Source organism: Hyphomicrobiales bacterium (assembly GCA_017642935.1).
In the GTDB taxonomy this organism is placed as follows: Bacteria; Pseudomonadota; Alphaproteobacteria; order Rhizobiales; family MH13; genus MH13.
Genome location: JAEPOK010000001.1, coordinates 756,686 through 768,665 on the forward strand (window position 1 = coordinate 756,686; position 11,980 = coordinate 768,665).

The window sequence follows — 11,980 nt, forward strand, 5'->3', positions numbered from 1 at the left end:
TTCAGGTCTCCAGATGGGTAAGGTTATGGACGCGAGCCCGCACGTCACCAGGTTCTGGCAAGGTGGCGTCGGCGGGCAGCGTCAGACCGATCCAACCAAGATCATGGCCTCGTCGGTCGGTCATTTGGGTAAGCAAGGTGCGATGGCCAGCGTCTTCGGCAACGAAGTCGGATCCTAGCGTGCCAATGGCGTTTGGAATCTGGGTCTGGTGCGCGAGGGCAGCTTGACCGGGCACCAAACCCGAGAGCTGTTCACCAGATTGCGCAAGGCAAATTGTCTCTTCCTGGTCGAGCAGGATCCAAAACGCATCGCCACCGTGCGCCGCTGAGATATCGCTCAGCACGGCCTGGTTGCGCTCTGTCGATGTGCGTGGCGCCGCAAGCAGCGTCAGCTTCTCTTCGGTGAGCAGCTCTGCCGGTAGGTCAGCGATGGTCACGCCGTCGGACACCACTACGATGCGTTCGGCAAGACCAAGCAGCTCTTCGAAGTCTGAGGAAATCACGATGACCGCCAGCCCTTTGTCGGCGGCGTCTTGCAAGAGGCGATAGATCGATGAACGTGTGCCGATGTCCACGCCTTTGGTCGGTTCATCCAGGATCAAAATCTCTGGTGCCGTGAGCAGCCAACGGGCAATGATGATCTTTTGCTGCATACCGCCGGAATAGTTCAAAAGGCTCGTGTCGAGCCGATCTGCGGGCAGGCCAAGGTCAGCGAGCAGCGCTGCGGTTTCCTCTGTTTTGCGGCCATAGCCTCGCAAGAAACCGCGATGTTGCCCCATTTGGGCGATCAGCAAATTCTCGCGCACTGAAAGGTCCGGCACGATGTTTTGCGCGCGGCGGTCTTCGGGCACAAAGCCAATGCCCCCACGCACGGCGTCAGCGGGTTTGCGTAGATTTACCGGCTTACCGTGCACCAAAATCTCGCCGGCCTGCCGATTGCGCAGGCCCCAGATTGCTTCCATGGCTTCGGAGCGCCCCGCGCCAACAAGGCCACCTAGGCCCATGATTTCGCCGGCGCGCACGGAAAAGCTCATGTCGCGCACCCAAGGGGTTGCTCTCAGGCCACGCACTTCAAAAACGGTGTCGCCAGCGGCGTCTGGTGCGACATCTCGTTTTGTGTAGATGGCACCGAGATCGCGGCCCACCATGTGCTGGATGATGTCGCCCTGGGTCAGGCTCGAAGTTGCTACATCCTCACAGACCGCTTGGCCTTCGCGCAAAATGGTCACGCGGTCGGTGATGGCAAAAACTTCTTCCAGACGGTGTGAGACAAAGGCAAGCGCACGGCCACCGGCGCGCAAGCGATCGACAATATCAAACAATCTGTCGACTTCGGTTGCCGACAGCGAAGCGGTGGGTTCATCGAAGATGACCAGTCGTGCCTCCAAGGCGAGGGCCTTGGCGATTTCCACCAGCTGGCGTTGCGCTGCCGACAGGGTGCGTACCTCCGCATCCAGGGGCAGGGCATGTTCGTGGCCGAGGTCGGCCAGCAGATCGGTGGCACGGGCGCGCATGGCGCGAAAAGAAAGCCGACCAGGGTTCGCCAGATCGGGTAGAAACACGTTTTCCAGGACAGAGAGGTCAGGCGCCAGCGAGGTTTCTTGAGCAACCAGGGCAATGCCCTGTCGCAAAGCATCGCGCGTTGAAGACAGCGCCAGTGGAGCGCCGTCAAAGCTCAAGTCGCCACCTGTTGGCTGAATATGGCCGGAGACAATCCGCGAAAGGGTGGATTTGCCAGCGCCATTGGCGCCCAGCAGCCCCGTGACCTCGCCAGGACGAAGCGTCAGGGCCGCATCGACTAGGGCATGGGTTTGGCCAAAATGTTTGGAAACGCCACGGGCGGTGAGCAACGGCTCAGCACGCGCCGCGATGTCATGTGACGACTGGATTTTTACCATGGCAGAAGGACCGATCCTGCCGGGGGGAGGACGCGCCTCTCCCCAGCAGAACCGACCCAGTCTATTCGATTTCGTTCGCGAAAACCGTTTCGGTGATCGTTGGCAACATCTCATCGATGTTGTCCGACGTCACGATCAAAATCGGAACAGTGATTTCCTTGTCTGGCGTACCACCGCCCAGATGCTCCAGCATCGCTTCAGCAGAACGCACACCCATCAGGTAAGGCTGCTGCATGCCGGAGACGACCAGGTCGCCTGACTGAAGCAACGGCACAAACTCAGGGATGCCATCAAACGCTGCAACCAGCACATCGCCGGTCATCCGCGCGGCCCTGATGGCACGCAGAGCGCCAAGCGTTGGACCATCGGTTTGTACGAACATACCGCCCAGATCCGGGTTGGCGGTGATCATATCCTGGGTGAACCGAAAGGTTTCATCGGCTGTGTAGGCCTGCATTTGCTGCAATCCCGCATCGCCGGTCACGCCGCCTTCGGCCATCGCATCCAAGAAGCCTTGGGTGCGTGCTTGGCCGTTCAAGCGGGCCTGGCTGATGCCGATGATACCAACGCTGGCATCAGCAGTGCCAGCGCTTTGCATGGCAGCTGCAAGGGCCTGACCAACGCCGTTGGCGCCTTCGTAATTGTTTGATCCGATGACCGAAACGAATTCGCCTGAGTCCGTGCCGATGTCGGCAATCACCACCGGAATGTCCGCATCCTGGGCCAGTTGCAGCACGGCCGGTGCGGTGGAGCTATCTGTGGGCGACAGGATGATGCCCGCCACGCCACGCGCGATGGCGTCTTGTGCATTTTGAAGCTGTGTTTGCGGGTCGTTGGTGGAATCAAGCGCGGAGAATCCGTAGCCATTTTCCTCGGCAACCGAGCGCACGCCCTCGGAGACATAACGCCAAAACGCCAGATCAAGGCCTGGCGTCATATAGACCAGTTCGCCATTGTTCTGCGCCTGTGCTGGCGCAGCAAAGGCGAGCATGCTGGTCGCGACCGCTGCCGTTAGCGTTTTTCCGAAAGTTCTGCGGTTGATCATGTTTGGTTTCCTCCCATGGAAATGCCGTTTCGGCTGTTCAGACCACCGCCGGTTGGCAAGGCGGCCCAATTTTGTAGAACGTTCTTTGACGTCTTATTTGGACTACTGGTCTGGACACTGTACCATTGGGAATTCACTGTCAACAGAGGGCTGAGCTTTGGCCGTTGTCGCGCTTGCGGCTTCTTTAACAGTGCCTTCGATGCCGGCGCTGTATTCGAGAACACGGACCTGCTATCTGCCTTTTGCGTCTACAATTGAGGACAAACGACACCATGGAACCAGCCAAACGGATGCCGCTTGAGCAAACCAAAGCCCTTATGGGCGATGTCTCGCGTCGTTCGGTTCGTGAGACAATTGCGGAGAAACTTGCCGCATTGGTGTCCTCCGGTGTGCTTGCGGTGGGCGACGAACTTCCCGGCGAACGCGAGCTAGCGGCCTCATTGTCTGTCAGTCGCGAGACGGTGCGTGGCGCAATTGGCATTCTTGCCTCGCACGGCATTTTGCGGGTTGCGCACGGCGCGCGAACAACAGTTGCGACCGCTGACACCCGCTCGTTTGTTCGAGGTCCAGCGGCAGCGGGTTTTGATGGCCCTTACGATCTGGAAAGCGTGCACGAGGCACGGCTTCTGGTGGAACGCCGCATCGCTGCGGATGCAGCCCGGCGCATCGGCAAGGAGGGGCTAGCAACGCTCCGGGCGTCGATTTCCGCACAGGAAGAATGCGGGGATGACCCTGTGCGTTTTCTTCTTTGTGATCGGGAGTTTCATGCCGCGCTCTATCGGGCCGCGGACAATGATGTGTTCTTTGATTTGGCGATGTCGCTCTACAACCATCTTCTCGATCACCGACGCCGCATTGTCGCCGAGCCTGGCTCAATTGCCGAAAGCCTGTCAGATCATCGCGCCATTCTGGCAGCCTTGGAGGCCGGTGACCCTGATCTTGCTGAAAGCAAAGTGGCGGAGCATGCCATGCGCATCTATGTCACCACACGCGCTTTTTTGGACGGCAAACCTTTGGCCAAAGAGGCGCACTCCATCTGAAGAAGGGCGCCTGGAGGCGCCATCCCTGCGCCAGCCATGTCATCGATCAACCGTCGCTACAAAGTGCACAGCCTGAGCGCTGCGTATGGCGCGTTGCAGTTTGCTTATACTCTTTTTTATTCTTTCTATTTGGATTTCTTCGAAAGAAAACTGATCGACGCATTTGCGTTTCTGCATAAGCGATAAGGCTGCAAAAATCTTGGTTGGTCACAACAGCGGCAGCCAACTCCTTTCATGGAGGCAAAACGAAAGCGTAGAAGTGCGAAATTGCGCATGATCCTTTCGCGCGGCAGCGGTTTGCGGTTCCGTTCCAACCAGTCGGTGGTGGGCTGCGATCAAGCTTGTGGCAGCAGGTGCACGAAAATTGTGCTTTCTTTTTTTTCGATATAAGGTGAAAGTATGGGGAGTGGTTTTGCGGACGGGTTTCCTGTCTCGCTGGATCATCGGCCCCGCGTCTTGGGGGCGTAGATTTCATAGGAGACAGTCCTTGATGTTCGGCGGTGTCATCGGATGTTCAAGGCAGTGGCGATGAGCCCGGTCGCAATCGCAGGTCGAGGGGCTTGCATGGCACACAGGGAGAATGATTCATGAAATTGAGCAGACGAGCCTTCGGCAAAACGCTTCTTGGAGCCGGTGCCGCACTATCGATGCCGAACATTGTTCGCGCCCAATCGCAAGAGCTGATCGTCATCAGCTATGGCGGTGCTTTGCAGGAGCCGCACCGCTGGCTAGGTGATCGCTTGCAACAAGAATTTCCTGGACTGACCGTGCGCTTGGTTCCCAGTGAGTCCCAAGACATCGTCGCGCAGATCAAGGCGGCGCAGGGATTCAGCCCCTATGACGTGATGCCGAACGGCGAGCCGCCGCATCTGATTGCCCAGCGTGATGGCTACATTCAGCAGCTCGACCCGTCGACGATTGATAACTACGACAATGTCGTTCCGGAATTCTGGGAGAAGACCAACGGCTTTGGTGTTCCGGCCACATTCTCCTTGATCGGTATTGCTTACAATGAAGAGATGGTCGAGACACCACCAACCAGCTGGGCTGACCTTTGGAACGAGGAATATGCCGGCATGGTTGGTCTCTGCCGTACGTCCTCTAACCTTGGCCTTGGTACGCTGGCGGTCGTTTCGAAGATCTTTGGCGGCTCGGAAGAAAACCTCGAGCCGGGTTGGGAGAAGCTCAAAGAGCTGAACCCCATCGCCGGTCGCAGCCCGCGTATTCTCGCGCAGATGCTGGAGCGTGGAGAGATTGGCGTGACGCCACTTTGGAACAATGATGCCGCCGTTGCCGCCGAACGCGGCTTGCCAATCAAGTTCGTCAAGCCGGACCCAGGTCCTGTCGCGATCCTGTCCATGATGTCGGAAATCACCGGCACCCGTGTTCCGGAAATGGCGCATCGCTTCATGGATGGCGTTATCAGCACGGAATACCAGGAGATGGCCGCCGACTCGCCCTATTTCTTCGGTGTCACCGTGCAGGGCGTTTCGGTGCCAGAGGCCGCTCGGCCTTACACGCCGTCGACGCCGGAAGAGGTTGCAAACCTACAGACGGTCAACTGGGATGCCATCGTGGCCGTTCGTCCGCAGTTGGTGGAGCGTTTTGACCGTGAGTTCGCTGTCTGAGCGTTCCCGTTACCTGCACCACGGAGGCACGGGTGTCTGAACGACCCATGCTCGACGACATTTTGCGCCAGCCCTCGCTTCTTCGAGGGCTGGCGTCACGTTTGGGCGAGATCGAAGCTTTCTGGCGCGAGCATCTGAGCGATGCGTCGCGCCTGATCGCCTTTGGTAGCGGTGACGGTTGGTTTGCGGCGCGCAGCGTGACCACTCGCGCTAGCGAGCCGGGCCTACTGGCAGCCAGTGGGCTGGAAATCGCGGGTGATCAGGGCCCGTTGATCACGCCTAATGATCGGCTGATTGCCATTTCCATGTCCGGCAATGTCGATCGGACCGTCGAAGCGGCTGCGCTGGCCATCGAGCAAGGGGGCAAGGCGGTTAGTCTCACCAACAGCGCCGGCGGGCGTCTCGCCGAGCTCGGCTTGCCGAATTTTTCGCTTCAGATTGATGATGTCGCACCTTTCTTGTGCGGGACGTCCAGCTTCACCGCGACGCGCACCGTGTTGGCTGCCTTTTCTGCATTAGCTGACGGCCAGTCGGTGAGCAGCATTGAGCAGCAGATGATTGCCACCGCAGATGCGCTGGAAGCTCTTTTGGCAGAAACCGCATCGATCGCCGAAGAGATTGCAGCTCAAAAGGCCGATGGCGCGCCTGGTCTGCGGTATCTCTCCTGTGGACGTCGCGGCGCGGCAATCGCGGACTATGGTGCGGCCAAAATCGTCGAACTCTCAGCAACGCCGGTCTGGTCCGATGACATCGAAGAGTTTGCCCATCGCCAGTACTGGACCATGGCCAGAGGAGAGGTGGCCGTCATGCTACCGACAAGCGCGTTCGTGGCCAACATCGCTAAGGAATCGGCTGATGCGCTGCGCGCCATGGAGGTCGATACGGCAGCAATCGGGCCGGCCAGCCTTGGTGTCGATACCGCGCGTTGGCAGTTGACTTGGCGCGATGATCCAAACGTGGATGACGCGACGCTGGCATCTGGCGCGTTGCAGCTCTTGGCCTATCATTGGGCCGTTGCGGCTGGCTTCGACCCCAATCGCCGCATGCATTTGAAGAACGATACGACGCGGTTCAAGACCAGCCGTCTTTTGACCCGGCGGTCGCTTCATGCCGTGGCGGGTGATCCGGCCACGGCTGTTTGAGGGGATTGAGTTGATGATTGAGGTTTCAGCCCTCAACAAGCATTTCGGGGCCAACCATGTGCTGCGCGATTGTTCGCTGGCGATCGATGCTGGTGAGGTCGTGACGTTGCTTGGTGCCTCAGGCTGCGGAAAGACTACGCTGCTGCGTTGTATCGCCGGTTTTGAGACGCCGCAGCAGGGCCGCGTGACGCTGGCTGGCGAGGATGTAACCGCCCTGCCGCCCAATCGGCGCGACGTGGGCTTTGTCTTTCAAAACTACGCCTTGTTTCCGCACATGACGGTGGCGGAAAACGTTGGATACGGCCTTTCGGTGCGCCGCGCGGACCGCAAAACCATGGAAAGCAGCGTTGCTGAAGCTTTGGACATGGTTTCGCTAACCGGGTTTGGTGACCGGTTTCCAAAGTCACTGTCGGGCGGACAGCAACAGCGCGTGGCCCTGGCGCGTGCGCTGGTTCTCCACCCTAAAGTGCTGTTGATGGACGAAGCCTTCAACGCGCTTGATGCCAAACTTCGTGGCGCCATGCAGATTGAGCTACGCAAGATCGTGAAGCGGGTCGGGCTGACGGCCGTCTGTGTGACGCACGACCAGGATGAGGCGCTGACCATCAGCGACCGGATCGCGGTGATGTCCGAAGGGCGCATCGAGCAGTTTGCTAGCCCACAGACGATCTATGACAATCCGACCACTGCGTTTGTGGCTGACTTCATTGGCGCGGCCAATGTGTTGCCACGGCAAGCAGCTGATAAGTTTGTTGCCGACGATCAAGGCTGGGCGAGGGACGCGCAAAGCATCGTGGTCCGACCGGAAAATTTCAGCCTGACGCCACAGGCGGTGCCGGGTTCAGTGTCTGGCCGCGTCGATTTTGTCCGGCTGACTGGCCCAGACATGGCCTATGAAATTGCGCTTGATGGTGGACCGTCCGTGCGCGCGCTCATCGACCGCCATGACCATATTCAGCTCGACGTTGGCGACCCGGTCTATGTGTCGGTGCGCGACAAGGATGGCTGCAAACCCGTGCTTGGCACCCTGTGATGATCGCGACCGCACTTGAACGGTTCAAAGAGGGGAAAGGGGTTTGGCCAGCTGTGCCAGCCTTTGTTTTCCTGACGATTTTTTTCATCGCGCCGATGTTGGTGCTCTTCTCGTTCGGCTTCACCACCATCGAACGTGGCCAGGTGATGGGCACCGGCTTCACGTTCCAATATCTCACCGAAACGCTGCAGGATGATCTGTTTTGGCGGGTTTGGTGGAAGTCCTTCTATGTCGGGGTCATCTCCACCGTTGTCTGCCTATTGCTGGCTTACCCGGTTGCCTACGTCTACACGCTGGTTGGTCGCCGGATGCAGATGCTCATTCTCATCCTGACCATCGCGCCGCTTTTAACCAGCGCGATCGTGCGCACCTACGCTTGGTTGGTTATCCTCGGCGGGCGTCGCGGTGTCATCAATTCAGCGCTTATCGAGCTAGGGATCATCACCCGGCCCATTCGCATGCTGAACACCGATTTTGCAGTGATCGTCGGCATGACGCAGGTCCACCTGCCGTTCATGATCTTGCCGCTGATCACTGTGCTCGCCATGCGTGACCGCAATTTGGAAGCGGCGTCGCTGGGCATGGGCGCGAGCCGCATTCAGACTTTTTTCCGCGTGGTGCTGCCGATGAGCGTCCCGGGCATCGTGGCAGGCCTGACAATCGTCTTTGCGCTCTCTTACACCAATTTCATCATTCCCCAGCTGCTTGGTGGTGGCGCCTACACGACGCTGGCGGTGCAGGTGTACGAGTCCATCGTGGTGATCCTGGATTGGAGCAAGGGCGCGATGCTGGCGTTGCTGCTGCTCGGCAGCTGTTTCGTCTTCATCATGCTGATTGGCGTGGTCGGCAACCGCCTCATGAAATGGATGGAGCCCGCCAAGTCATGAGCGTTGTCGAGTCAACATCCCCAACGGACACTGCACCGTCGGCACGTTCGCTGCCCCAAGCGGGAGGCTCGCGCTGGCTTGATCATCTTGGAACAGCGGTGATGGTGACCTTGGCCGTCTTTGCCCTGCTTTTGCTGGTCTTGCCGAGCCTGATCGTGATCGCGATCTCCTTTACCGAGACGCGTTACATCACGTTCCCGCCTCAGGGGTTCACGCTTCACTGGTATGCCGATCTGTTTGGCCGCCAACAGATCATCGACTCGGCGATCACTAGCCTCCAGGTGGCTGGGGCGGCGACCGCGATAGCTTTGGGTTTTGCCATTCCGGCAGCCTATTCGCTTGTACGAGGGCGCTATCCCGGCAAGGCCTTCGCCTCGGCTTTGATCGTGGCGCCGCAGATGATCCCTGGCATGGTGATTGGTGTCGCGCTGCTGTTCTTCGGCGCGTTTATCGCATTTCGGCAATCCAATCTGATGCTTGTTCTTGGCCTGACGGTGTTTTGCATGCCGTTTGCCGTGCGCATCGTGATGGCACGCCTGGCCCAGTTGGATCCGGCGCTTGAAGAAGCCTCCTTGTCCATGGGAGCCACCAAGTTTCGCACGTTCACCAGCATCACGGTGCGGCAGTTGACCGGCTCGATCGCTGCCGCTGCGGCTTTTGTGTTCATCGAGTCCTTCGATAATCTCACCGTGGCGCTTTTCACATCGTCCCCGCGTTCGCGTCCCCTCGCAGTGGAGCTTTACAATCTCGTCCAGTTCGACAGCAGTCCGATGGTGGCGGCGCTGTCGAGCCTGGAAATCTTGTTGGCGTTCCTCATCATGATCGTCTTGTCGCGCACCATGGGGCTTGAGCGCTTGGCCAAGCAGTGATGGACGCCTCCCGCGACCTCATCGGCTATGGCCGGGTGACGCCCGATATCCTCTGGCCAAACGGGTCTCGTTTGGCTGTCTCCGTCGTCGTGAACTTCGAGGAGGGTGCCGAGTGGCAGGTTGGCGACGGCGACCCTGTTTCGGAGCCCATGGGTGAGGTGATGAGCGTGGTCGCGCCGGGCACGCGCGACATGGGCCAGGAGCAAATCTTTGCCTATGGCATGCGTGCTGGCTTCTGGCGGTTCATGGATGCCTTGTCGCACTATGAGTTTCCAGCGACCTTCTTCTGTTGCGGGCAGGCGGTGGAGCGCGCGCCGGAGTTGGCTAGACAGATAACGGACCAAGGTCATGAGGCAGCATGCCATGGTTGGCGATGGCGACCGCAGACCGACTACGAAACATCGGAAGACGAAGGTGCAGATCTTGACCGTGCTATTGCGGCAATCCAGGCCGCAACGGGACGCAAGCCGACCGGCTTCTTTTGCCGTGGCAGCGAAAGCGTTTGGACGCGCGGCCTCCTTGCCGAACGTGGCTTTCTCTACACATCCAACGCTTTTGACGATGATCTGCCGTACACAGACCCTGATCACCCAGACTTGCTGATTGTTCCCTACGCCTTGGACAGCAACGATATGAAGTTCTTCCACCCCAACGGGTTCGTGCGCTCGCGGGACATGGAGGATTATGTCGAGGACGCACTGGCTACGCTCTTGCGAGAAGCCGACGCGGGCAAGAGTCGTTTGCTCAATATCGGCTTTCATTTGCGGATTTGTGGGAGGCCGGCCCGGTTTCAGGCGGTCTGGAACATTTTGAAACTGCTCAAGCGCAACGAAGACCGCATTTGGATCGCGACGCGTGAGGATATCGCGCGCGCGTTTCTGGCGGCCCGTTCCTAAGTTGGCGATGCCACGCTCAATCCTGCTCATCAATCCGAACAGCAGTGCGCAGACCACTAGCGCAATGGTGGAGATTGCAGGCGAGGCAGCCAAGACCAGCACGATTCACGGCGTGACCATGACCGGTGTGCCGCCGATCATCACAACGCCTGAAGCCTTGGATCAGGCCGCCGAAGCAGTGTCTCAAACGCCAATCGATGGCGTGTACAGCGCCGTCATCGTTGCAGCCTTTGGTGATCCGGGCATCGATAGCCTACGCGCCCGATTGTCTGTGCCGGTGGTTGGCATCGCCGAAGCCAGCTTGCTTGAAGCCAGCCAAAATGGGCGATCGTTTAGCGTGGCGACAACGACACCAGCGCTTGGTCCGCGCATCAAGGAGCGTGCCGCCCAATTGAGGTTGGAGACGGAATGCCTCTCGGTGCGGTTCACTGACGGTGACCCATTCGTGGTTATGGCCGACACAGACCGTCTGGTTGCGGCCCTCGCCAAGACGATTGATCAGTGCATTGGCGATGGCGCACAGGCAGTGGTGATAGGCGGCGGGCCATTGGCGAAGGCCGCGCGCGTTTTGAAACCGCACTTCGATGTGCCGATCATCGAGCCGATTGTCAGCGCGGTTTGCCTAGCCGAAGCGCGGATCGAAAGCGCGGGTTAGCCTGTAGTTTCCAACCAATGCTCTGCGATTTGCCGACGCGTGGCTATCCAAGCGTCGCCGCGTGCTTTGATGCCATCAAGTATCTGGTCGAGTGCCACAATGCGCGCGGGGCGCCCGAGAATGCGCAGATGCAGTCCGATCGAAAGCACAGAGGGTGTTTCTTCGGCCAGCAGTCGGTCGTAAGCGGCCAGGCAGTAGCGGGAAAAATCTTCGGCATGGATGAACCCACCGCCGGGTTGGAAACGCATATCGTTGGTGTCGAAGGCGTAGGGCAGGATGACGTGCCGTCCCTTTTGGTCGTCCAGGATCACCGGAAGATCATCGTCATAGGCGTCGGAATCGTACAGAAATCCACCATGTTCGCGCAGAAGGTCGCGGGTGTTCGGCGTTGAGGCCGAGCGCGTGTGCCAGCCGACGGGCGCGATGCCTGCGATACGTTCCAGCGTTGCATGGGTCCGTCCTATAACCTCGCGCTCGGACTCATGATCCATGTGCGCATGGGTTTCCCAACGCCAGCCATGACAGGCCACCTCATGGCCGCGTTGAGCCGCATCCTTGATCAGCCAGGGGCAGGCTTCGGCGGCGCGCCCGCAGGTTGAAAACGTTGCCGAAACGCCTTGCTTTTCCAGTGCTCGCGCGATGCGCCAATACCCCTTGCGGGGCCCATAGGCGTAGTGGCTGTCCATGCATGGATCCGGCGCGCCAACCACTTCCTCACGCGCCTCATAGACACTTTCATTGCGCTCATCGCCGGCGCTTCGCGAAAGCTGTGCCCCTTCTTCCACGTTGACCACGAATGACACGGCGACCCGAGCGCCATTGGGCCAAGTGATGTCGGGTGGGTTCGGACCGTAGCCGTAAAAATCTTGGGTCATGAAAGCATGGCGT

11 protein-coding genes are annotated in these 11,980 nt (G+C 59.2%); 8 read left to right on the plus strand and 3 right to left on the minus strand.

Annotated elements, in window-relative coordinates:
• Position 1: 1 nt before the first annotated feature.
• Both JJ917_03575 and JJ917_03580 read right to left on the minus strand, forming a co-directional pair.
• Positions 2-1,897, minus strand: a complete 1,896-nt coding sequence (locus JJ917_03575) for a sugar ABC transporter ATP-binding protein (GenBank protein MBO6697890.1) — start codon at positions 1,895-1,897, stop codon at positions 2-4.
• Positions 1,898-1,958: 61 nt separating this feature from the next.
• Positions 1,959-2,942, minus strand: coding sequence for a substrate-binding domain-containing protein (locus JJ917_03580; protein ID MBO6697891.1), 984 nt, complete (start codon positions 2,940-2,942; stop codon positions 1,959-1,961).
• A 290-nt stretch (positions 2,943-3,232) separates the two neighbouring features.
• Here JJ917_03580 and JJ917_03585 point away from each other — a divergent pair, with 290 nt between their 5' ends.
• The 8 genes from JJ917_03585 (at position 3,233) to JJ917_03620 (ending at position 11,092) form a co-directional block, all read left to right on the plus strand.
• The gene (locus JJ917_03585) at positions 3,233-3,982 is read left to right on the plus strand and encodes a FadR family transcriptional regulator (GenBank protein MBO6697892.1); all 750 of its coding nucleotides are present in this window, start codon (positions 3,233-3,235) and stop codon (positions 3,980-3,982) included.
• Positions 3,983-4,569: 587 nt separating this feature from the next.
• Complete coding sequence (locus JJ917_03590) at positions 4,570-5,610, plus strand: extracellular solute-binding protein (protein MBO6697893.1); 1,041 nt, start codon at positions 4,570-4,572, stop codon at positions 5,608-5,610.
• A 32-nt stretch (positions 5,611-5,642) separates the two neighbouring features.
• A complete protein-coding gene (locus tag JJ917_03595) occupies positions 5,643-6,752 on the plus strand; it encodes an SIS domain-containing protein (GenBank protein ID MBO6697894.1) in 1,110 nt (369 codons plus the stop codon).
• Between the two features lie 13 nt (positions 6,753-6,765).
• Entirely contained in the window at positions 6,766-7,785 is a 1,020-nt protein-coding gene (locus JJ917_03600; protein MBO6697895.1) for an ABC transporter ATP-binding protein, read from the plus strand.
• The gene (locus JJ917_03605; protein MBO6697896.1) at positions 7,785-8,672 is read left to right on the plus strand and encodes an ABC transporter permease; all 888 of its coding nucleotides are present in this window, start codon (positions 7,785-7,787) and stop codon (positions 8,670-8,672) included. Before JJ917_03600 ends, JJ917_03605 begins: the two co-directional genes overlap by 1 nt.
• Positions 8,669-9,541, plus strand: a complete 873-nt coding sequence (locus tag JJ917_03610; GenBank protein MBO6697897.1) for an ABC transporter permease — start codon at positions 8,669-8,671, stop codon at positions 9,539-9,541. Before JJ917_03605 ends, JJ917_03610 begins: the two co-directional genes overlap by 4 nt.
• Positions 9,541-10,437, plus strand: a complete 897-nt coding sequence (locus tag JJ917_03615) for a polysaccharide deacetylase family protein (protein ID MBO6697898.1) — start codon at positions 9,541-9,543, stop codon at positions 10,435-10,437. Before JJ917_03610 ends, JJ917_03615 begins: the two co-directional genes overlap by 1 nt.
• 7 nt (positions 10,438-10,444) lie before the next feature.
• The gene (locus JJ917_03620) at positions 10,445-11,092 is read left to right on the plus strand and encodes an aspartate/glutamate racemase family protein (GenBank protein MBO6697899.1); all 648 of its coding nucleotides are present in this window, start codon (positions 10,445-10,447) and stop codon (positions 11,090-11,092) included.
• Here the strand turns inward: JJ917_03620 and JJ917_03625 are convergent.
• On the minus strand, positions 11,089-11,967 hold the full coding sequence (locus JJ917_03625) for a polysaccharide deacetylase family protein (protein MBO6697900.1): 879 nt from the start codon (positions 11,965-11,967) through the stop codon (positions 11,089-11,091). The genes JJ917_03620 and JJ917_03625 overlap by 4 nt on opposite strands.
• Positions 11,968-11,980 lie beyond the last annotated feature (13 nt).

Bases quoted from the DNA above. Each gene is read 5' to 3' on its own strand.
- JJ917_03575 (MBO6697890.1), bottom strand. From the start codon at position 1,897: ATGGTAAAAATCCAGTCGTCACATGACATCGCGGCGCGTGCTGAGCCG.
- JJ917_03580 (MBO6697891.1), bottom strand. From the start codon at position 2,942: ATGATCAACCGCAGAACTTTCGGAAAAACGCTAACGGCAGCGGTCGCG.
- JJ917_03585 (MBO6697892.1), top strand. From the start codon at position 3,233: ATGCCGCTTGAGCAAACCAAAGCCCTTATGGGCGATGTCTCGCGTCGT.
- JJ917_03590 (MBO6697893.1), top strand. From the start codon at position 4,570: ATGAAATTGAGCAGACGAGCCTTCGGCAAAACGCTTCTTGGAGCCGGT.
- JJ917_03600 (MBO6697895.1), top strand. From the start codon at position 6,766: ATGATTGAGGTTTCAGCCCTCAACAAGCATTTCGGGGCCAACCATGTG.
- JJ917_03605 (MBO6697896.1), top strand. From the start codon at position 7,785: ATGATCGCGACCGCACTTGAACGGTTCAAAGAGGGGAAAGGGGTTTGG.
- JJ917_03610 (MBO6697897.1), top strand. From the start codon at position 8,669: ATGAGCGTTGTCGAGTCAACATCCCCAACGGACACTGCACCGTCGGCA.
- JJ917_03615 (MBO6697898.1), top strand. From the start codon at position 9,541: ATGGACGCCTCCCGCGACCTCATCGGCTATGGCCGGGTGACGCCCGAT.
- JJ917_03620 (MBO6697899.1), top strand. From the start codon at position 10,445: ATGCCACGCTCAATCCTGCTCATCAATCCGAACAGCAGTGCGCAGACC.
- JJ917_03625 (MBO6697900.1), bottom strand. From the start codon at position 11,967: ATGACCCAAGATTTTTACGGCTACGGTCCGAACCCACCCGACATCACT.